Origin of the sequence: Paracoccus saliphilus, from assembly GCF_028553805.1 — a bacterium.
GTDB classification, from domain to species: Bacteria; Pseudomonadota; Alphaproteobacteria; order Rhodobacterales; family Rhodobacteraceae; genus Paracoccus; species Paracoccus saliphilus.
The window spans coordinates 3,397,494-3,417,012 of sequence record NZ_CP067140.1 but is presented as its reverse complement, the minus strand read 5'-3'; the positions used below and the strand labels follow the sequence as shown (position 1 = coordinate 3,417,012).

Sequence of the window (19,519 nt, the reverse complement as noted above, 5' to 3'; positions counted from 1 at the left end):
TCTCAGCTCCTTTCCGTGGCCAGGCGGAAGGCGACATAGGCGAGGAAGGTGCCGATTGCGGCTTCGATCCAGCGCCGGGCATGGTCATAGGCGAGCCTGAAGGGGGAAGAGGAGAGCAGCACCGCATAGGCGCAATGACCGGCAAGCGACAGCGCGAATGCCCCGGCGATAAAGGTCGCCAGCACCGGCATCGGGGCGCCGTTGGTCGCGCCGACGGTGGCGATGGCGAGCCAGAACACGATGGCCTTGGGGTTGGTAATCTGCATCAGGTATCCGGCCGCGAAAGCCCGTGACAGGCCTGATGCGGGACGATCCACATGCGCTATTGCAATGCTTGGCGGCTCGATTGCGCGCCGCCACGCCTTGACCGCCAGCCACAGCAAATAGCAAATCCCTGCAAGGCGGATGACCGTGGAAAGCCACGCCACACGCTCCATCAACAGGCCAAGCCCCTGTGTCGTGGCCAGCGCAAGACAGGCGGCACCTGCCGCGATGCCGAAAGATGCTGCGATAGCCCGCGCACGCCCCTGCGAGAGCGCGATCCCAAGCAATAGTGCGACGCCGGGGCCGGGCGATGCGACGGAGACTGCCTGAATCGCATAGGCCGCAGTAAAACCCGGAAGAAAGGGAACAAGCCACTCCATCATGCACGCCCCTTCTTTCGCATGGCAAGGAATATCCGTTCCAGCGGCATCCGCACCATGTTGTCGAGCGCCCCGGTAAACAGGATCACCAATGCCTGGATGACGATGATCAGTTCGCGCGGGATGGAGGTCCAGAGCGCCAATTCTCCGCCTCCCTGGTAAAGGAAACCGAAGAGCAGTGCGGCGAGCAAGACGCCGAAGGGATGGTTGCGGCCCATCAGCGCCACGGCGATACCGATGAAGCCCGCCCCTTCCACGGCGTTCAGGACCAGCCGCTCGGCCTCTCCCATGACGTTGTTGATCGCCATCAACCCGGCCAGCCCGCCAGAGATCAGCATGGCGATGACCGTGATCCGCACCGGCGAGATCCCGGCATACATGGCGGCGGGCTCGGACCGGCCAAGGGCGCGGATCTCATAGCCGAGACGGGTGCGCCAGATCAGCAGCCAGACCAGAACGCAGGCGAGCAGGGCGATGATGAAGGTAATATTGACCGGGGTGTTCTTGCCCCATTCCAGGCCGATATTGGCCGCCATGCCGCTCAGGGTGGGAAGATGCGCGCCTTCGGGGAAATTGGCCGAGGCCGGATCCATGCTGCCGGTCGGGCGCATGAGATTGACCAGCATGTAGTTCAGAAGCGCGGCGGCGATGAAATTGAACATGATCGTGGTGATCACGATATGGCTGCCGCGTTTTGCCTGCAGCCATGCCGGGATCAGCGCCCATGCCGCGCCGAACAATGCCGCGCCGATCATCGCGGCGGGCAGGGCGATACCCCAATGCGGCCAGGGGAGTGCAAGGCAGACCAAGGCCACGCCAAGCCCGCCGACCATCGCCTGTCCCTCGCCGCCGATATTGAACAGCCTGGCGTGATAGGCCACGGCGACGGCCAGCCCGGTAAAGATGAAATTCGTGGTGTAATACAGCGTGAACCCCCAGCCATAGCTGGAACCGAGCGCGCCATCGATCATGGTTTTCAACGCCAGCCATGGGCTTTCGCCAATGGCAAGGATCACAAGCGCCGAGATCCCCATGGCGAGGATCAGCGAGATCAGCGGCGTCAGGATCACGTCTGCCCATTTCGGCATCTTGTCCATCAGGCAGACCCTCCTGAAACATCGTCGATATGCTTGTGCTCGGGCGGGATGCCCTGGCTTTCATCGACATGCGCAGTGTCGGTGATGCCTGCCATCAGCAGGCCAAGCTCGCCCGTGGTGGTCTCGTTCGGCAGGCGCTCTCCCATGATGCGGCCATCGAACATCACCGCGATGCGGTCCGACAGGGACAGGATCTCGTCCAGCTCGACACTGACCAGAAGAATGGCCTTGCCCGCATCGCGAAGCTCGATGATGCGCTTGTGGATGAATTCGATCGCGCCGATATCGACACCGCGCGTGGGCTGACCGATCAGCAACAGGTCCGGGTTCCGCTCGATCTCGCGGGCGACGACCAGCTTTTGCTGGTTTCCGCCCGAGAAATTGCGTGCGGCAAGGTTCGGATTGCGGGGGCGGACGTCGAAATGCTCCATCTTGGTTTCGGCATCCGCGCGGATGGCGGCGTTGTTCATCAGCAGGCCCTTGTTGAATTCAGGGGCGCGGTGATAGCCGAAAGCGGTATTCTCCCATGCCGTGAAATCCATGATCAGGCCTTCGGTCTGGCGATCCTCGGGTACATGGCCGATACCTCGGGCGCGGCGGGTTGCGGCGTCGGATTTGGTGCCGGTCAGGTCCAGCTCCTGCCCGTTCATCCGGATGCTGCCGCCGACCTTGGCGCCCTTTTCGGGAAAGCCGCCCAGCAATTCCAGCAATTGCGTCTGACCATTGCCCGATACACCCGCGATCCCCAGGATTTCGCCGGCGCGGATGTCAAAGCTGATGCCGCGCAAACGCTCGACGGCTTCATCATCCACCATCTTCAGGTCGCGGACCTCCAGCACCTTTTCACCGGGTTTTGCTGGCGGCTTTTCGACATTCAACAGCACCTTGCGCCCGACCATCAGCTCGGCCAGCTCTTCGGGGCTTGTCCTGGCGGTTTCTACTGAGGCGACCATCTCGCCGCGCCGCATGACGCTGACATTGTCGGTGATGTCCATGATCTCGCGCAGCTTGTGGGTGATCAGGATAATCGTCTTGCCCTCGGCCTTCAGCCCTTCGAGGATGCGGAAGAGGTGGTCGGCCTCTGCCGGGGTCAATACGCCGGTCGGTTCGTCGAGGATCAGGATATCGGCCTGCCGATACAGGGCCTTGAGGATTTCCACGCGTTGCTGGTGGCCCACCGACAACTCGTCGATGGTCTCATCGGGATCCACGTTCAGCTGATACTCGGCGGCAAGCTGCTTCAGTGCCCCCCGCGCCTTGGCCAAGGAAGGGCGCAGCAGGCGTCCTTCCTCGACCCCGAGGATGATGTTCTCCAGCACGGTGAAATTCTGGACCAGCTTGAAATGCTGGAAGACCATGCCGATGCCCGCGCGGATCGCGGCCTGGCTATCGGCGATGGTAAGCGCTTGGCCATTCACGAGGATCTCGCCCTTGTCGGGCTTGTAGAACCCGTAGAGGATCGACATCAGCGTCGATTTGCCCGCGCCGTTCTCGCCGATGATCCCATGGATGGTGCCCTTGGGCACGCGCAGGTCGATATCCTTGTTCGCCTGCACGGGCCCGAAGGCTTTCGAGATGCCGCGCAACTCGATGGCAAAGGGGGCCGTCGCGGTCGACTGCCCCCCTGTATCCGCGACAGCCTCACCCATCAGAAGCTGAGCGCAGGACAGGTATTGTCGCTGTAATAGTCGTGAACCTCGATCTCACCGGATTTGATTTGCGCCGCGACCTCGTCCACTCTTGCCTTCATCTCGTCCGTGATCAGCGAGGCATTGTTGTCGTCCAGCGCATAGGCGACGCCATCCTCTTCCAGTCCCAGCACGGATTGCCCCGTTTTAAGGTCTTCACCCGCCGTGAATGCGTCGTAAACGGCGACATCGACACGCTTGACCATAGAGGTCAGCACCTTGCCCGGATGCAAGTGGTTCTGGTTGCTGTCGACCCCGATGGAGAGGATGTCCTCGTCCGCCGCCGCCTGCAGCACACCGATCCCGGTGCCGCCCGCCGCTGCAAAGACCACATCCGCACCCTGCGAGACCTGTGCCTTGGTCAGTTCGCCACCCTTGACCGGATCGTTCCATGCTGCCGGAGTCGTGCCGGTCATGTTGGCCACGATCTCGATATCGGGATTCTGGGCCTTGGCACCTTGCGCATAGCCGCAGCCGAATTGCCGGATCAGCGGAACATCCATGCCGCCGACGAAGCCGACGGTGCCGGATTCGCTGGCCATGGCGGCCAGGACGCCGACCAGGTAGCTGCCCTCCTGTTCGGCGAACATGATGGATTTCACATTTGGCTGATCGACGACGGCATCGATAATGGCGAATTTGGTGTCCGGGTAATCCGGTGCGACCTCGTTGAGAATATTGCCGAAGGCGAAGCCTGTCGTGACGATGGGATTGGCGCCGGTTTCAGCCAGACGGCGCAGGGCCTGTTCGCGCTGAGCCTCGGACTGCATTTCCAGCTCCTTGTAAGAGCCGCCGGTTTCCTCGGCCCAACGCTTGGCACCCATATAGGCGGCCTCGTTGAATGATTTGTCGAATTTTCCGCCCAGATCGAAGATCAGCGCAGGTTCGGCCAAGGCATTGCCACCCGCAAGCACCATCAGCGCCGAGCTTGCCATAAGCGTTTTCATCAAAGTCATGACAGATAACCCCATCCTGTTGTCGCGGGCGATTCAAGTCACCCGCCTGATGCGCCGATTAGGGCGCATTGCCCGGAAGTGGTCAACCGCCTTCTTGTTGTTTTGCCAAACCAAGATGCATCACGACGGCATCCAGGCCGGGGGCATAGTATCCCCGCCTGCGTCCCGTTTCACGCCAGCCGAGGGCCGCATATAATGCTTGCGCGGGATGATTGTCGGCGGCGACCTCCAGGAACAGGTCGCAGGCCGCCATCCTGCGGGCCGTGTCGGCAAATTCAAGGGTCAGGGCACGTCCGTGACCCTGACGCCGCGCCTCGGGTGCCACTGCCAGGGTCAGCAATTCGGCTTCTCCCGCGATGGCGCGGCCAAGCAGGAAGCTATTGTCGCGGGTTAGCAGGAAGCTTCCGGATGTTGCCAGCAATGCCGAGAACTCGGCGGTGCTCCACGGTCGGGGCGTTGTGAAGCAGCGCGCATGCAGGGCGGCCAACTGGTCGGGAGTCACGGCAGGATGACCGGGGCCGGTTCGCGTGGCGGCGCGGCATCGGCGGGGCGCAGATAGATCGGGGCCGGTCGTGGGGCGGGCCCATTTCGGCGCATCATCGCAAGATGTGCGATGGCTTCGGGCAGGGGGATCGCCGAGCTTGCCGGTGCGGGGCCGGGCGGCAGCGCATCGGCCACGGCTTGCTGTGGCCGGCTTTGCCCTTCGTCACCCTTCTCGTTTGTGCCGAAATCCTGCCAGATCACCTGTTCGCGGCGCGATGGCAGCACAACCCGGCAGGGGCGGGGCAGCCCGAAAGCCGCGGCTTCGGTCACGCTGATGCCAATGGCGGGAATGTTCAGTGACAGGGCCAGTCCCCGTGCCGCCGCCACCGCGACGCGGATGCCCGTGAAATTTCCCGGGCCGATCCCCACGCCGATCACATCCAGGTCGTTCCAGCCGATCCCGGCCTCGGCGAGCATGTCTTCCAACAGCGGGAACAGCCTCTCGGCCTGGCCCTTGGCCATCTCTTCGTGCCGCGAGGCCAGGATCCTGTCACCGCACAGCAAAGCGGCCGCGCAATGCGCGGCCGACGTGTCGAAACCAAGAGCAACCGGTTCAGGCAACGGGCCGGACCTCGACCACCTCGGGGATATAATGCCGCAGCAGGTTCTCGATTCCCATTTTCAGCGTCAGGGTCGAAGAGGGGCAGCCTGCGCAGGCACCCTGCATATGCAGATAGACGATGCCGCGATCGAAGCCGTGGAAGGTGATGTCGCCACCGTCCTGGGCCACTGCCGGGCGCACGCGCGTATCCAGCAGCTCCTTGATCTGGCCGACGATCTCGGAATCCGGGCCGTCATGGGCGGCATGTCCGGCGCCTTCCTGCGCGTCACCTTCGATTGCCGGGGCACCGGATTGGAAATGCTCCATGATCGCGCCAAGGATCGAGGGTTTCAGATGATCCCATGGTGCGTCTTCGGTCTTCGTCACGGTGACGAAATCCCGGCCCAGGAACACCCCGGTCACGCCCTCGACGGCAAAAATCCGTTGGGCGAGAGGTGACTTTCCGCCTGTTTCGGCATTCGGAAAATCGGCGGTGCCGCTGGCGAGAACGGTTTCTCCGGGCAGGAATTTCAACGTGGCGGGGTTCGGCGTGGTTTCGGTCTGGATGAACATGGGGGCGCTCCTTTAGTTCCGATATGGCGACGGCAGCGTGCCGGGTCAAGCGGTACAGGCTGTGCGCGTCTCAGGTGATCGCTTCCAGACGTTCCTTCGACAGATCGCCCGGAACGACCGTGATCGGGCAGGACAGGTTGCCTGCCTCGCGTAGAAGCCGGTTCAAGACTGGATTTGCCGCGGATTTGTCGCTGTTCAGTCCCAGAACCACCACGCCGATTTCGTCGTCCTCGGTGATCTGTGCGATCAACTCATCCGCAGGATCGCCTTCGCGCACGACCAGTTCGGGCTCGACCTTGGGCCGTGAGCGCATCCATTTCGCGAAGACTTCGAAATGCGCCTCGATCCGTTCATAGGATTCGGCGCGCATGACATCCGCCACGCCAAATCCGTGCTGGATCTCGGCGGTTGGAATTACCGACAGCACGACAACTCCACCGCCGGTGCTTGCTGCACGCATTGCCGCAAATCTCATCGCGTTAAGACATTCGTGACTGTCGTCCAGTAAAACGAGAAATTTGCGCATCCTGGTATCGCGTTTTTGCCTCGAAGATTGGCGTCACAGTGGAGCATGCGTCAGAATTAAGCAAGCGCGGTATGACGAAGAACCGCGTTGCCATCATCCGATCAGGGACAGAACGGATCGGCCGGATAGCCGACACCGGTAAGATATAACCCATATGGCGGACAAACCGGGCCGCAGACAGCGCGGTCGCGGGCGGCCAACGCGTCGGCGACCTGCTCGGGGTGCCAAGATCCGGCCCCGACCCGTTCCAGCGTGCCGACGATCGAACGGACCTGGTTATGCAGGAATGACCGCGCCCGAAGCCGGAACAGGTATTCCCGGCCAAAGGGGATCTCGCGTTCCTCGATCTCGATCTGGTCAAGCGTTTTCACCGGGCTCCTGGCCTGGCAGATCGAGGATCGAAAGGTGGTGAAATCATGGTTGCCGATCAGATGCGAGGCACCTTCGCGCATGGCATCTGCATCCAACGGGTTTCGCACCCGCCAGACAGAACCCCTCTCATGCGTCAGGGGAGCCCGTCGCGCAATGAGCCTGAAACAATAACGCCGCTCGATTGCCGAGAACCGCGCATGGAAATCATCCATCACGCGGGCTGCGGCCAGGATCGCGACAGGGGCGGGCTTCAGGTGATAATTCAGCGCCTCGGTCAACCGGAACGGCTCCCAATCGCGCTCCAGATCGGCATGGACGACCTGTCCGGTGGCATGAACCCCCGCATCCGTCCGGCCTGCCGCGCCGATCCGCGCACCCGCTGCGAAACCGGGATCGAGCCGCCCCAGGGCAGTCTCGATCGCCTGCTGGACCGAGGGCTGGTCAGCCTGCGCCTGCCAGCCCGAGAAGGGGCCGCCATCATATTCGATCAAGAGGGCATATCGGGGCATGATTCAGCGGGTCTTCTGCCGCTCCGGGACGGATAGCAGATCCTCCATGGTCTGCGCGTCGTCCGAACGCAATGCAGGGCGCCCACCGCTATCGGCGGGGCGCACCCCTTCGCGGGCCAGACGCTCGCGCAATACGGTCATCTCGATATCCAGATCGCTGCGGTCTCCCTCCAGCAATTGCCGGCTGCGTGCAGTGAAATCATTTTCCAGATCGTTCAGGAATTCCTCATAGGCGGCGCGGGCCTGCGCATCCTGAGAGCGGGCATAGAGGTCGGCGAACTTGACCGTCGCATCGCGAGCACCCATCAGGTAGACGCCCATGTAGCGCCGGACCGCGCCCAGTTCGGTGGGGTCTTCCCGGACCTGGTCGAACAGTTCGTGAACCGTGGCCTCGAACATCGCCACGCGGGCCTCCAGCCGTCTTTCGCCGCTGCGCCGGATCGCGTCCTTCATCTGGTCCAGATGGGCCTGCCCCTCCTCGATCATCTTTGCGGCGCGGTCCTGCTGGAAGCTGTCGACGCCTTCCATTCCCTTGTCGCGCATCGGGTCGGCCCCGAAGGCCAGCCAGTGCAGCGCGAGTCCTGCCACGCCGATCAGCCCGGCCTCGGCGAAGGCACCCGGCTCGGCGGCGCCGATGCCAAGCCCCAATGCGGCGATCACGCCGCCGAACAGCTTGCGCGGGATGGCCGGGCGGCGTGCGACGCGGCGGCGGTCATAGGCGGCCTCGGCGACAAGCCCTTCGCCGGTCAGCCACATTCCCGCCGCGATCAGGCCGAAACCCGCCAGGTTCATCACCATCCCGGTCGGTTCCTGGAAGAATGCGCTCAGAAGGAATGGCGACGCGGCGATGGTGACCCATTTCGGCCGCCCCTGCAGCCGGTGCCGGGTCTCGGTCACGGGCATCCGGCCCGAGTCGTCGGCAGTCCTGTCGGGCGAGAAACGCCCACCGAAACGCTGTGCCATCCCTACTCCTTACGCCGCACCGGCCAGCGACGCATAAAGCGCCAGCAGCACCAGCAGATAAAAGCTCAGCCTTTGCATCGCCTTGCGTGACATGAAATCCATTCCTTCAATGCGGCTTGGGGCCGGTTTCCCGCAATATATATCGGCACGATCCGGTGAATTGCAAAGCGGATGCGCGGGAACGGTCCTCAGCCGTGAAACAATCGATCCAGAGCCCGCGTCAACGGCGCCGCGTCAGGGATAGACAGCCGCACGGGCAGGGCCAGCACCTTGGAACGGAAATTGCGGGGCAGGCGCACCGCGTCCTTTTCGGTCGTGACGAGCTGTGCGCCCCGCATCTTCGCCTCGGTCTCGAGCCGGGTCAGAAGGGCGGGGGTGAAGGGCTGGTGATCGTCCAGCGCCTCGCCCCGCACCAGTTCGGCCCCCAGCCCTGTCAGCGTGGCAAAGAACTTTTCGGGATGACCGATACCCGCGAAGGCCAGGACCCGGTGCCCCTTCCAGTCGATGCCGGTTTGCAGGGGGGACAGTTCGCCCCGCAGATGCGGGATGTTGCGGGGCGAATCGAACCGCGCCTGCGCCGCTGCTTCACCTATCGACAACAGCAGGTCGGCGCGGGCAAGCCCTTCGGTCACGGGTTCGCGCAGCGGTCCGGCAGGCAGGCATAACCCGTTGCCAAAGCCCTTCGCCGCATCGACAACCACCAATGACAAATCATGCGCCAGCGCCGGGTCCTGGAAACCGTCATCCAGAATCACCGCCTCTGCGCCCGCGGCCACCGCCGCCCGCGCGCCCTCCGCCCGGTCGTCCGAGACCCAGACCGGTCCGAAGGCGGCCATCAGCAAGGGTTCGTCCCCGGTCAGTTCCGCGTCATGATCGCGCTCGTTCACCCTCAGGCAGCCCTTGGCGCTGCCTCCGTAACCGCGGGAGACGATATGGGCGGCGATTCCGCGTGCCTGCATCTCTTGTTGCAGGTGGATCACCGTCGGGGTCTTGCCGGTGCCGCCCGCGTTCAGGTTGCCGACACAGATGACCGGAACGCCAACCCGCAGCCTTGCCCCTCGCGCCAACCGCCGTGCCGTCGCGCGGGCATAGATCGCACCGAGCGGCGAAAGCAGCCTGGCCCGCAGGGTCGGCGGGCGGATATACCAGGAAGCGGGGGCACGCCTCATTGTTCGGCCTCCTCCAGTGTATTCAGCACGGCCGAGGTGATACGCATCGCGACTCCCGCACCTCCGGTGCTGACCGTCCATGCGTTGCTGGCAAGATCGGCAACGAGATCAGGTTGGGTCAATTCGGCGACGCTATCGGCAAGCGCCTCGGCCCCCGGCACCAGCCGTGACGCGTTTCCGCCATCCAGTTGCTGCCATTCGGTCGGGAAACGCCCCGTGAAAGGGCCATGAATGACTGCTGATCCGAGGGCGGCGGGCTCGAAAGGATGGCGGGTCAATTCGTCATCGCCACTCAAGGTGCCGCCCAGATAGGTGACCGGGGCGAGCCGATACCAAAGCCCCAGCTCGGCATTCGTATCCGCGATCATGACCTGCACTTCCTCATTCGGCTCTTCTTCCAGGTCGCGGCGAGCGACGATCAGGCCGTTCTGTTCGAACCGTTCGGTGAGTGGGGCGATCCGGTCGGGATCGGTGGGCACCAGGAACAGCAGCGCGCGATGCGATTGATGCAGTGCGGAAAGATGCGCCGTTAGCACCGAGTCTTCCTCCGAGGGAGGGACGCAGGCGGCCAGCCAGGAGTGGCGACCGCCCAAAAGTTCGGCGAGGGTCGAGCGTTCGGCCTCGTTGCAGGGCAATGGGTCGAGGATTTCCGCCACCGGCCCGGTCATGCTGACCTTTCCAGGAGGAATCCCGACGCGACGGGCGACGTGATGGCTGGCCGTGTCGGTGACAAAGATCGTCTTGATCCTGGCCAGCAATTCGCGGCGCATTCCGGCGCGCAGGCTCCAGCGGGTTTCGCGCTTGTCGAAACGCGCCTCGCCCATGATCACGGGACGCCTCATCTCGGCCGCACAGACGATCAGCGCGGCCGGAAGTTCTGTCCCCAGAAGCAGCACCGCGAAGGGTTCTGCCCGCTCGAAAAGGCGTCGCATTGCCGCTAGGTCAGTCTCTGGATCCGGCATGCCCTCGGCGGTCGCGTCGAGAATGCGCAGATCGGGGCGGCGGGTTTCCAGCATCGCCCGGATCTGGCCCCGGGCCGCATGGCTGGATCGCGAGGTGCAGAGAATCAGCAACGGCCCCGTGCCTGCGGGAAGCGCGCTGTCGGGCCGGGCCGGTTTCTCGTGGCGCAATTGCAGCCACAGGCCAAGCCGTCCCAGCCCCGCCGCCCGCATCAGTTGCCGAGTTCCTCGGTCGGGCTGGCCGGAGTCTCTTCGTCCCGCAGGCGATGCAGATGAGCGATGAAATAGCGCGTATGGGCGCTGTCCACGGTTCGTTGCGCCTCGGCCTTCCAGGCGTTGTAGGCTTTCTCGTAATCCGGGAAGATACCGACGAAATGGATATCATCGGTATTGCGGAACTCGGTCCGCTGCGGGTCGATGAGCTCGCCGCCGAAGACGAGGTGAAGTCGCTGGCTCATGTGATCTCCTTGAGCTTCGGAATATGGCCGAACCTAACGCGGAGCGTGGGGAAGATGAAGCGGCTTCGGCTAACAGGGTAAGCGATGTATATCCCGATTTGCGTCCCGCGACCTGCGGGGGGCTGCCTGCCCCCCGCACCCCCCGGGGATCCCGCACCCCCCGGGGATATTGTCATGAAGAAGAAGGACAATGCTGTCGTCTAGAGACCGGCCAGCTCCATCACCACCGCCCATTCTTCGTCGCTTACCGGCTGCACTGAAAGGCGTGTGTTCTTGACCAGTGCCATGTCCTTCAGCCGTGGTTCCGCCTTGGCCTGCTCCAGCGAGACGAAACGCGGCAGGGGTTTGACTGCCTTCACATCCACGCATTCCCACCTGGGGTCGTCGGTGGTGCTGTCGGGATGGATCTCGGCGGAAACCTCGCAAATGCCGACGGCTTCCTTGCCCTGGTTCGAGTGGTAGAACAGCCCGAGGTCGCCCTTTTTCATCGCCCGCATGTTGTTGCGGGCCTGGTAGTTGCGCACCCCGTCCCATTCCTCGCCCCGATCGCCCTTGGCGACCAGGTCGTCCCAGCCAAAGACGTCGGGTTCGGATTTGAAAAGCCAGTATGCCATCAGCCGATCACCTTCTTCCATTCGGTCACCTGCACGCTGTCGAACAGCCCGGCGGATTTGTAGGGATCATTCGCCGCCCAGTCCTCGGCCGCGGCCAGATCGGGGGCGTCGAGAATGACCAGCGAGCCGCGCATCTCCTCGTTCTCGATCAGCGGGCCGGCCATGGCGACGATGCCGCTGTTCCGGATATGGGCCAGATGCGCCTCGCGCGTGTCCAGCCGGGTCTGCAGCGCGCCGGGCTTGTCCCGGCAGATGACGGCGAATAGCGGCATCATTCCTCCTTGAGCGGGCGGTTCATCAGGTGCTCCATGGCGTTTTCCACGGAAACTTCGCCTTGCGCAAGACTCGCGACCATGGCGGCAATGGGCAGATCCTCGCCCAGATCTGCAGCCAGGCGGGTCACGGCGCGGGCGGTAGCGGCTCCCTCGACTGTCGTCGAGGCGTCGAAATCCGTGCCCGAACCGATGGCATGGCCGAAGCGGAAATTGCGCGACTGCACCGAAGAGCAGGTCAGCATCAGGTCGCCCAGCCCCGACAGCCCGGCCAGCGTCTCGGGCTGTGCGCCAAGCCGGGCGCTGAGGCGGGTCATCTCGGCAAAGCCCCTCGTGATAATCGCCGCTCGGGCGCTGTCGCCCAGCCCCGCGCCGATAACGGTTCCGGCGGCGATGGCGATGACGTTTTTCAATGCACCGCCCAGTTCGGCACCGGTCACGTCACTGCTGCGATACAGTCGCAGAACAGGCGTGGACAGGGCCTGCTGCAGCGCCTTGCTGCGGATGGGATCGGTGCAGGCCAGCGTCAGGGCGGTGGGCAGGCCGCGGGCGATATCGGCAGCGAATGACGGGCCGGTCAGCACGGCGACCGTGGCGGCGGGGCAAGCTGTTGCAATCAGCCGCGAGGGCCCTGTCAGCCGGTCGAGGTCGATCCCCTTGGCCGTGCTGACCAGCGTCTTGCCGTCGAGAAGCGCGGCGTGATCGGCCAGAAATACGCCCAGCTTCTGCGCCGGAAGGGCCAGCAGCAGCGTATCGGCGCGGGCCGCCTGCGGCAGATCGCCGGTGACGGTGACCGCATCGGGCAGGGTAACGCCGGGCAGGCGCGGGTTCTCGCGTCCCCAACCCGCATTCCGCCCCCAGAGCGTGACCGGCCCGCGTGTCGCCAGTGCTACTGCCAGAGCGGTGCCGAATGCGCCTGCGCCCAGAACCGTAATGCTCATGCCTTCGCCCCCTTCTTGCCGCTACCCAGCATCGGCGCGGCGCGGCTGTCCAGTGGCCAGCGCGGGCGGGCGGCAAGGTCCATGCCGTCGCGCGCGCCCGTCTGGAACCGTTCGATTCCCGCCCATGCGATCATCGCGGCATTGTCGGTGCAAAGCCGCAAGGGCGGGGCGAGGAAGCACGCGCCCGCGTCCCACGCGACCTGCTCCAGCGCGGCCCGGATGGTCTTGTTGGCCGCGACCCCGCCCGCCACGGCCAGAAACGGGGCGGGAGACAGGGCCAGCGCGCGGCGGGATTTCTCGGCCAGAACCTCGGCCACGGCGGTCTGGAAGGCGGCGCAGAGATCCTGCCGGTCGGATTGCCGCAACCCGCCCTGTTCCGCGATCAACTGGTCGCGTAGGCGCAGCGCCGCCGTCTTGAGGCCCGAAAAGGACATGTCGCAGCCGGGCCGGTCCAGAAGCGGGCGCGGCAGCTCGAAGCGGTCGGCACGCCCAAGCGCCGCCTCGGCCTCGACCGAGGGACCGCCGGGCTGGGGCAGGGCCAGCAGCTTGGCCAGCTTGTCGAACGCCTCTCCGGGCGCGTCGTCGATGGTGCCGCCGAGGCGCGAGAATTCCTGCGGGCCATCGACGCGCAGAAACTGGCAATGTCCGCCCGAGACCAGCAGCATCAGGTAGGGAAAGTCGATTCCGTCTGTCAGGCGCGGGGTCAGTGCGTGCCCGGCCAGGTGGTTCACGCCGACCAGCGGTAGACCGGCCCCGGCGGCGATGCCCTTGGCCATCATGACCCCGGCCATCACCCCGCCGATCAGCCCCGGCCCGGCGGTCACGGCAACGGCGGTCAGATCGCACAGTGTCAGCCCCGATTCGGCCAGCGCCTGTTCGGCGCAGATATCCAGCCGCTCGGCATGGGCGCGGGCGGCGATCTCGGGCACGACGCCGCCGAAATCGGCATGCATCTCGGTCTGGCCCGCCACGACCGAAGACAGGATGCGGCGGTCGCCGGTGACAATAGCGGCGGCGGTGTCGTCGCAACTGCTTTCGATGCCAAGGAAAATGCTGTCGTCCATGCTCTTGCCGGGCGGAGGAATGCCGCTTACCCCTGATGACGTAGCACCGCCGAGTGGGAAATGCCAATGCCAGCAAAGCCGCAGCCCCGCCTTCTGCTGACCCGCCCCGAAGCGGACTCGCGGCGCTTCGCGGCGATGCTGCCGGAATGGGAGGCGGTGATTTCGCCGATCCTGAGGATAGAGCCGGTCGCGCATGACACGGCCCGGCTGCATGCGGCGCGGGGGCTGGTTTTTACCTCGGCCCATGCGGTGCCCGCCGCCGGGGCGGGGCGGGGGCGGCTGGCGTTCTGCGTGGGGCGGCGGACGGCAGAGTCGGCGCGCGAGGCCGGGTTCGATATACGCGAGGGCAACGGGTTCGCCGAAGGCCTGCTGCCGCTGATCGAGGCGGCAGAGGTTCCGCTGCTCCATCCGCATGGCCGTCACCTCGCGCGCGAATTGCCGGTCGAGGGGGTGGTGGTCTATGACCAGATCGCCCAACCCCTGAACGACGCGGCCCGGACATTGCTGGCCGAGCCCGGTCCGGTGATCGTGCCGCTGTTCTCTCCGCGCTCTGCCCGGCTGCTGTCGGCGGCGTTCCGGCATTTCCGCGCCGAGGCATGGATCGCGGCGATCAGTCCGGCTGTGATGGACCAGTGGCGGGCGCCCGCTGCTTGCAGTGCAATTGCCGCGAATCTGTCTGCCGAAGCGATGGCCGCGACGATTCGCCGACTTGCGGAAAGGGAACAAAGCTGATCACAGCGGGTTGAGACTGCAGCCGCGCCTGAGTAGGCTAAGCCGGAAGACCCGGCGGCCGCGATGCCACCGTGGCGCGCGATGACGGGGAGTAAACGTGACAAAGCCGAGCAAGAGTAAACCCTCGAACAAACCCGCGGCCTCATCGGCCGGACAGCCGAAAGAGACGCTGAAACTCAAGAAAGAGGCGGCGGAGCCGGGCGTGATCGCAACCACCGATACCGGTGAAGGCAAGGGCGATTCCGCCTCGGCGCGTGGGGGCAAGACCAGCACGGTCGATTCGTCGCTGGTCGGAAAATCCGATTCCGGACGCCCTGCAGCACAGCCCAAACCTGCGCCGAAACAGGCGGAAAAGGGTGCTGCCGCAGCGGCTTCGGCCTCTGCTTCGTCAAAGGCTGCGGCATCGAATACAGCCTCCGCATCGAAAGACGGCGCGGGCAAGGATGCCAAATCCAGCGTGCCGCCCGTCGACTCGCGAGGCAAGGCCGCATCTGAGTCCACGGAGAAATCCGGGTCCAAGGAAACACAAGCCGACAAGTCCCGGGAAACTGCGCCACAGCCGCAAACGACTGTGCGCAAGACCGGCTTCTGGCCCGTGGCTTTCGGCGGTATCGTGGCTGCCGGCCTGGGTGCAGCCGCGACGATCTGGGCGCTGCCGAACCTGCCTGCGGGCTGGCTGCCCGAGCAGGAATCCACGATCGATGCCGAGGCGATCAAGGCCGATGCGGTGGCCGCCGCCGAAGAGGCGGCGCGCCAGGTCGTGGCCGAGGCGACTCCCGCCGATACCGGGGAAGCCCCCGATATCCAGGCCATGCTGGAAGAGCAGGGCGAACGGATCGCCGCGTTGGAAGAAACAGGGGCAGCCCCCTCCGAACCCGTGAATGACGCCGCGGCGGAAACGGGCCCGGCAAGCGGAGAGAGCGCGGCGTCGCCCCCCTCCGAAGAACTGACGCAGTTGCAGCAGCAACTGGAGCAGCAGGCCGCGAAAATCGCCGAGCTGGAATCCCGCCCGAGCCTCGATCCCGAGGCGGCCGAGAAAATCCAGGCGCTGGCCGAACAGGCCGATACCCTGCAGCAGCAGATCAGCACCGCCGCCGAAGAGGCTCAGGCGCAGATCAGCGCCGTGCAGGCAGAGGCCGGCAAGCTGCAGGAAGCCGCTGCCGACAGCACCAGGCGTGCGCAGGCCGTGGCGGCGGTCGCATCCCTGCAGGCCGCGCTCGACAAGGGCGTGACGGCACAGGATGCGCAGCAGGCCTTCGCGGATGCCGGAATGGACGCGCCCGAGGCGCTCCAGCAGGACATTCCCAGCATCGAGTCCCTGCAGGAAGGCTTTGGCGATGCCTCGCGGGCGGCGCTACGGGCAACCATGTCCGGCAACGGCGCTCAGGGCGGCAACATGCTGACGAATTTCCTGAAGGCCCAGACCGGCGCCCGCTCGGTCGCTCCGCGTGAAGGGGACGATCCCGACGCGGTGCTGTCGCGTGCCAATGCCAAGGTCGAGGCTGGCGATATCGGCGCCGCCCTGGACGAGATGGAGGCATTGCCCGGAGCGGCGAAAGAGGCTCCGGCAATGGCCGAATGGCTGACCGGCGCTTCAGCCTATCGCGAAGCGCAGGCGGCATTGTCCGACCTGTCTGCCACCACGAATTGAGGACCCGGCCCATGTTTCTGTCCTTGCTGAAAATACTGTTCTTCTTTGCCGTGGTCCTGGCGATTGCCCTGGGGGCGATGCAGCTTTCGGAAACCGGCCAGGCGCTGCGCCTTGAATATGCCGGCACCGAGATCGTGCTGACGCCGATCAAGGCCATCGTGGCGCTTCTGCTGCTGATGGTGCTGGCATGGCTGGTGTTCAAGCTGCTGGGCCTCGCATTGGCCTTCATCCGCTTCATTGCCGGAGACGAGACCGCGATCAACCGCTATTTCGCCCGTTCGCGCGAACGCAAGGGATACGAGGCGCTTGGCGAGGGGATGCTTGCCGTCGCCTCGGGCGAGGGCAAGCTGGCTCTGGCCAAGGCCACCAAGGCCGAGAAATTCCTGGACCGGCCGCATATCACCGATCTGCTGACCGCGCAGGCCGCCGAGGTGGCGGGCGATTCGGCTCGGGCCAACGCGACCTATCGCAAGCTGCTGGAGGATGATCGCACACGCTTCGTGGGCATTCGCGGGTTGATGCGGCAAAAGCTGGAAGATGGCGATACCAAGGCCGCGATGCTCTTGGCGCAAAAGGCCTATGCGATCAAGCCGCGCCACAAGGAAATCCAGAATACGCTGCTGGACCTGCAAACGCGTGAACATGACTGGAAGGGCGCGCGCGCCATCCTCAAGGACAAGCGCCGTCAGGGGGAATTGCCCAAGGATGTCGCCATCCGCCGCGATGCGGTTCTGGCCTTGCAAGAGGCCAGCGAAGTGCTGGCGCAAGGCAATTCGATCAGCGCCCGCGAGGCGGCGATCTCTGCCGCGAAAGCCTCGCCCGACCTGATCCCGGCTTCGGTTCTGGCCGCACGCGGCTATATCGCGCAGAAGGATCCGCGCAATGCGACTCGCGTGCTGGAAAAGACATGGTCGGTTCGCCCGCATCCCGACATTGCCGCGACCTATGCCGAGATCGTTCCGGACGAGACCCCGAATGCGCGCCTGCGCCGTTTCGAGGCCCTGCTGCGCAAGAAACCGGATCACGAGGAATCGCGCCTGCTGAAGGCCGAGCTGCTGCTTGCCGCCGAGGATTTCCCCGGCGCCCGGCGGGCGCTTGGCGATCTGGCCGAAACTCATCCGACCGTCCGCACCCTGTCGATCATGGCGGCGGTCGAGCGTGGCGAGGGCGCCGATGACCATGTTGTCCGGGGATGGCTGGCGCGTGCTCTGACAGCGTCGCGCGGACCGCAATGGGTCTGCGACAAATGTCACAACGTCATGGCCAGCTGGGCGCCCGTCTGCGACAGCTGCGGCGGCTTCGATACGCTGACATGGCGCGAACCCGCCGAAAAGGGGACCACCACGGTCGCCCCCGGCGCCGAGATGTTGCCGCTGCTGGTTGGTGTCTCGGGCAAGGCGAAGGCAGGGGCGGACGGGCCGTCGCCTGCCACCTCCTCGGATGTCGATTCAATCGCTGCGGATGAGGCTGCGCCGAAACCGGCGGCCAAGACCGAGATCCCCGATGTCGCGCCGGGAATGGTTCCGCGCGAAGAGGATTACGTCGAAATCGAGCCGGCAACGACGGTGACCACGTCCGAAAGTGCCCCAGAGGATTCGGCGGCGTCCCGGGCGGAAAAAGCCGACAATGCGGCACCGAATGGCAAGGCCCCAGAAGAGGCCGAGTTCACCCCGGTTCGTCCGGATGTCGAGCCTCCGGAAAGTCCGCAGCAGGGGCAATCCGCTTCGAAGGGCTAGACCGGTTCCAGCCGCTTGAACGAGGATGATCGATCTGCGAAGCCCGGACATTCCATGGTTCGGGCTTCGCCTTTCTGTTGCAACGAAATCCTGCGCACCGTTCGCCGCCTGTGTACGGGCTGTGTACGCCCCGTGCACGCGTGGTGTACGGGGTGTGCCGCCGGATTCCCAGCATTTGCTGGCGGAATCGGGCCGAGTGTTGTGAGTGGCATCCGATGCAACGCTCACTGCTGTTGCGCGCCCTATGGCTCTGTCCTGAAGCGTGGGAAAATGCGGGTCGAGAGCGATTATTGTGCTTGTCCCTCTTCCCCCTTCTGCCGGAACCTGCTATTCGGCCCGCCATAACTGGACGCCGGTGTAGCTCAGCTGGTAGAGCACGTCATTCGTAATGATGGGGTCGTAGGTTCGAGTCCTATCACCGGCACCAGTTTATTCAGGAAAATAAACAGTTTGCAGGTTGTCGGCTGGCTGTGGCTGATTTCAGCCCGCCCCTGCATCCAGTTTCCGGAACACGATAGAGGCAGGATCAGGTTTTCATTGATCCAATCCATATCCCGCCCCGATGTTTGACGTCCCTGGAGCATTTCCAACAAAAAGGGATATGGAGATTTTTCAGAAGTAAGCAATAACAACAGATTACATGGCTGTTGGGGTTCAACGAAAAAGTCGAAGCGCTATAGGGAGCAAGGGGGGGGCGTGCGGCTTCTCTTCTTCTTTCTGCCTGTCCGTGTTCTGGACAAGAAAAGCCCGCGCCGGTGTAAGGCGCGGGCATAATGTTTAAATAACTTGCTCACCCTAACAAGTTGATCGCCAATGAGTGGAGCATACACGCGTTTACGGCATGTGATCCATGCGTGCAGTTACCTAGGTATTATTACTCATGAAAAAGCCCGCGCCACGGCTTGTTGGAAGCCGGCGCGGGCCAGTGCAGGGAGTAGTTCAGAGATGGGAGGCTGGCCTGCGTTCATCAATGGCGTGGCCTGCGGTCAGATGTCGCGCCTGTCTTTTCACCGTCTCCGTCACTCTGACTGCGACTTCCCGCAGCACAGCAGCAACGGCGAGATAACACTCTTTCTACCGCATTAAAGGCTCGAGCTGATTTGTAGAAAGGCGTTAATGCAGGACAATTCGTGCTGTATCGAGCGGCTGATGATTTCGTAATTCTATCTCTGAAATTATTGTATTCACCTCATGAATTGTTCACCAACGATGCCCATTCAAGATGCAGTGTAACAAATTCTTTTCGGAATAAGTAATCTATGATACGTTATACCAGAAACATCGAATCGTGTTGAAACGAATGGAGCGCAGGGAGGCGCAACAGGGATGCAAACAGCAAGGCAGAATCAAGTTACTATTGATTAATCGGTAAATGGTTCAGCAACCATTCGAGATGCTGTGAGAAACTATTCTCAATAGGAATGTCCGCAATAGAGGTGTCATCCTATTGCTATGATTCTGCAGGCGTAACTGGTGAAACAGGTTCTATGGATACGGCTCACTCTGAAAAG

At 63.9% G+C, this 19,519-nt stretch carries 20 protein-coding genes and 1 tRNA gene; 4 read left to right on the top strand and 17 right to left on the bottom strand.

The window, feature by feature from the left end; genetic code table 11:
* Window positions 1-2 precede the first annotated feature (2 nt).
* The 17 genes from JHX88_RS16485 to tsaD all read right to left on the bottom strand — a co-directional run bounded on the left by JHX88_RS16485 (window position 3) and on the right by tsaD (window position 13,889).
* Entirely contained in the window at window positions 3-647 is a 645-nt protein-coding gene (locus JHX88_RS16485) for a LysE family translocator (protein ID WP_272848070.1), read from the bottom strand.
* A complete protein-coding gene (locus JHX88_RS16480) occupies window positions 644-1,741 on the bottom strand; it encodes an ABC transporter permease (protein WP_076524671.1) in 1,098 nt (365 codons plus the stop codon). The genes JHX88_RS16485 and JHX88_RS16480 overlap by 4 nt, the downstream gene beginning before the upstream one ends.
* Window positions 1,741-3,390: an ABC transporter ATP-binding protein gene (locus JHX88_RS16475; protein ID WP_084202989.1), complete on the bottom strand. Its 1,650-nt coding sequence runs from the start codon at window positions 3,388-3,390 to the stop codon at window positions 1,741-1,743. Before JHX88_RS16475 ends, JHX88_RS16480 begins: the two co-directional genes overlap by 1 nt.
* A complete protein-coding gene (locus tag JHX88_RS16470) occupies window positions 3,390-4,385 on the bottom strand; it encodes a BMP family lipoprotein (RefSeq protein ID WP_076524669.1) in 996 nt (331 codons plus the stop codon). The genes JHX88_RS16475 and JHX88_RS16470 overlap by 1 nt, the downstream gene beginning before the upstream one ends.
* Before the next feature lie 82 nt (window positions 4,386-4,467).
* Window positions 4,468-4,887, bottom strand: coding sequence for a GNAT family N-acetyltransferase (locus tag JHX88_RS16465; protein WP_076524667.1), 420 nt, complete (start codon window positions 4,885-4,887; stop codon window positions 4,468-4,470).
* Window positions 4,884-5,489, bottom strand: coding sequence for a tRNA (adenosine(37)-N6)-threonylcarbamoyltransferase complex dimerization subunit type 1 TsaB (gene tsaB / locus JHX88_RS16460; RefSeq protein WP_076524665.1), 606 nt, complete (start codon window positions 5,487-5,489; stop codon window positions 4,884-4,886). Before tsaB ends, JHX88_RS16465 begins: the two co-directional genes overlap by 4 nt.
* A complete protein-coding gene (locus JHX88_RS16455) occupies window positions 5,482-6,042 on the bottom strand; it encodes a NifU family protein (RefSeq protein ID WP_076524663.1) in 561 nt (186 codons plus the stop codon). Before JHX88_RS16455 ends, tsaB begins: the two co-directional genes overlap by 8 nt.
* Window positions 6,043-6,112: 70 nt before the next feature.
* Window positions 6,113-6,568 (bottom strand): universal stress protein, encoded by a 456-nt coding sequence (locus tag JHX88_RS16450; protein ID WP_076524661.1) that lies wholly within the window; start codon window positions 6,566-6,568, stop codon window positions 6,113-6,115.
* A 101-nt stretch (window positions 6,569-6,669) separates the two neighbouring features.
* Complete coding sequence (gene truA, locus JHX88_RS16445; protein ID WP_076524660.1) at window positions 6,670-7,449, bottom strand: tRNA pseudouridine(38-40) synthase TruA; 780 nt, start codon at window positions 7,447-7,449, stop codon at window positions 6,670-6,672.
* A gap of 3 nt (window positions 7,450-7,452) precedes the next feature.
* The gene (locus JHX88_RS16440) at window positions 7,453-8,412 is read right to left on the bottom strand and encodes a 5-bromo-4-chloroindolyl phosphate hydrolysis family protein (protein ID WP_076524659.1); all 960 of its coding nucleotides are present in this window, start codon (window positions 8,410-8,412) and stop codon (window positions 7,453-7,455) included.
* A gap of 188 nt (window positions 8,413-8,600) precedes the next feature.
* A complete protein-coding gene (gene lpxK / locus JHX88_RS16435) occupies window positions 8,601-9,581 on the bottom strand; it encodes a tetraacyldisaccharide 4'-kinase (RefSeq protein WP_076524657.1) in 981 nt (326 codons plus the stop codon).
* The gene (locus tag JHX88_RS16430) at window positions 9,578-10,753 is read right to left on the bottom strand and encodes a 3-deoxy-D-manno-octulosonic acid transferase (RefSeq protein ID WP_076524655.1); all 1,176 of its coding nucleotides are present in this window, start codon (window positions 10,751-10,753) and stop codon (window positions 9,578-9,580) included. Before JHX88_RS16430 ends, lpxK begins: the two co-directional genes overlap by 4 nt.
* Window positions 10,753-10,998 carry a DUF4170 domain-containing protein gene (locus tag JHX88_RS16425; protein ID WP_076524653.1) on the bottom strand — a complete coding sequence of 82 codons (246 nt, stop codon included), beginning with the start codon at window positions 10,996-10,998 and terminating at the stop codon, window positions 10,753-10,755. Before JHX88_RS16425 ends, JHX88_RS16430 begins: the two co-directional genes overlap by 1 nt.
* Window positions 10,999-11,198: 200 nt before the next feature.
* Window positions 11,199-11,612, bottom strand: a complete 414-nt coding sequence (locus JHX88_RS16420; RefSeq protein WP_076524985.1) for an EVE domain-containing protein — start codon at window positions 11,610-11,612, stop codon at window positions 11,199-11,201.
* Complete coding sequence (locus JHX88_RS16415; RefSeq protein WP_084202988.1) at window positions 11,612-11,887, bottom strand: YciI family protein; 276 nt, start codon at window positions 11,885-11,887, stop codon at window positions 11,612-11,614. Before JHX88_RS16415 ends, JHX88_RS16420 begins: the two co-directional genes overlap by 1 nt.
* On the bottom strand, window positions 11,884-12,825 hold the full coding sequence (locus JHX88_RS16410; protein WP_076524649.1) for an NAD(P)H-dependent glycerol-3-phosphate dehydrogenase: 942 nt from the start codon (window positions 12,823-12,825) through the stop codon (window positions 11,884-11,886). Before JHX88_RS16410 ends, JHX88_RS16415 begins: the two co-directional genes overlap by 4 nt.
* On the bottom strand, window positions 12,822-13,889 hold the full coding sequence (tsaD, locus tag JHX88_RS16405; RefSeq protein ID WP_076524647.1) for a tRNA (adenosine(37)-N6)-threonylcarbamoyltransferase complex transferase subunit TsaD: 1,068 nt from the start codon (window positions 13,887-13,889) through the stop codon (window positions 12,822-12,824). Before tsaD ends, JHX88_RS16410 begins: the two co-directional genes overlap by 4 nt.
* A 66-nt stretch (window positions 13,890-13,955) precedes the next feature.
* Here tsaD and JHX88_RS16400 point away from each other — a divergent pair, with 66 nt between their 5' ends.
* The 4 genes from JHX88_RS16400 (at window position 13,956) to JHX88_RS16385 (ending at window position 18,435) form a co-directional block, all read left to right on the top strand.
* Window positions 13,956-14,621 (top strand): uroporphyrinogen-III synthase, encoded by a 666-nt coding sequence (locus JHX88_RS16400; protein ID WP_076524645.1) that lies wholly within the window; start codon window positions 13,956-13,958, stop codon window positions 14,619-14,621.
* A 97-nt stretch (window positions 14,622-14,718) separates the two neighbouring features.
* On the top strand, window positions 14,719-16,272 hold the full coding sequence (locus JHX88_RS16395; RefSeq protein ID WP_076524643.1) for a COG4223 family protein: 1,554 nt from the start codon (window positions 14,719-14,721) through the stop codon (window positions 16,270-16,272).
* Between the two features lie 11 nt (window positions 16,273-16,283).
* Complete coding sequence (locus tag JHX88_RS16390; RefSeq protein ID WP_076524641.1) at window positions 16,284-18,008, top strand: heme biosynthesis protein HemY; 1,725 nt, start codon at window positions 16,284-16,286, stop codon at window positions 18,006-18,008.
* A 351-nt stretch (window positions 18,009-18,359) separates the two neighbouring features.
* Window positions 18,360-18,435, top strand: a tRNA-Thr gene (locus JHX88_RS16385).
* The last annotated feature ends 1,084 nt before the right edge of the window (window positions 18,436-19,519 follow it).

Bases quoted from the DNA above. Each gene is read 5' to 3' on its own strand.
- JHX88_RS16485 (WP_272848070.1), bottom strand. From the start codon at position 647: ATGATGGAGTGGCTTGTTCCCTTTCTTCCGGGTTTTACTGCGGCCTAT.
- JHX88_RS16480 (WP_076524671.1), bottom strand. From the start codon at position 1,741: ATGGACAAGATGCCGAAATGGGCAGACGTGATCCTGACGCCGCTGATC.
- JHX88_RS16475 (WP_084202989.1), bottom strand. From the start codon at position 3,390: ATGGGTGAGGCTGTCGCGGATACAGGGGGGCAGTCGACCGCGACGGCC.
- JHX88_RS16470 (WP_076524669.1), bottom strand. From the start codon at position 4,385: ATGACTTTGATGAAAACGCTTATGGCAAGCTCGGCGCTGATGGTGCTT.
- JHX88_RS16455 (WP_076524663.1), bottom strand. From the start codon at position 6,042: ATGTTCATCCAGACCGAAACCACGCCGAACCCCGCCACGTTGAAATTC.
- JHX88_RS16450 (WP_076524661.1), bottom strand. From the start codon at position 6,568: ATGCGCAAATTTCTCGTTTTACTGGACGACAGTCACGAATGTCTTAAC.
- truA (WP_076524660.1), bottom strand. From the start codon at position 7,449: ATGCCCCGATATGCCCTCTTGATCGAATATGATGGCGGCCCCTTCTCG.
- JHX88_RS16440 (WP_076524659.1), bottom strand. From the start codon at position 8,412: ATGGCACAGCGTTTCGGTGGGCGTTTCTCGCCCGACAGGACTGCCGAC.
- lpxK (WP_076524657.1), bottom strand. From the start codon at position 9,581: ATGAGGCGTGCCCCCGCTTCCTGGTATATCCGCCCGCCGACCCTGCGG.
- JHX88_RS16430 (WP_076524655.1), bottom strand. From the start codon at position 10,753: ATGCGGGCGGCGGGGCTGGGACGGCTTGGCCTGTGGCTGCAATTGCGC.
- JHX88_RS16425 (WP_076524653.1), bottom strand. From the start codon at position 10,998: ATGAGCCAGCGACTTCACCTCGTCTTCGGCGGCGAGCTCATCGACCCG.
- JHX88_RS16420 (WP_076524985.1), bottom strand. From the start codon at position 11,612: ATGGCATACTGGCTTTTCAAATCCGAACCCGACGTCTTTGGCTGGGAC.
- JHX88_RS16415 (WP_084202988.1), bottom strand. From the start codon at position 11,887: ATGATGCCGCTATTCGCCGTCATCTGCCGGGACAAGCCCGGCGCGCTG.
- JHX88_RS16410 (WP_076524649.1), bottom strand. From the start codon at position 12,825: ATGAGCATTACGGTTCTGGGCGCAGGCGCATTCGGCACCGCTCTGGCA.
- tsaD (WP_076524647.1), bottom strand. From the start codon at position 13,889: ATGGACGACAGCATTTTCCTTGGCATCGAAAGCAGTTGCGACGACACC.
- JHX88_RS16400 (WP_076524645.1), top strand. From the start codon at position 13,956: ATGCCAGCAAAGCCGCAGCCCCGCCTTCTGCTGACCCGCCCCGAAGCG.
- JHX88_RS16390 (WP_076524641.1), top strand. From the start codon at position 16,284: ATGTTTCTGTCCTTGCTGAAAATACTGTTCTTCTTTGCCGTGGTCCTG.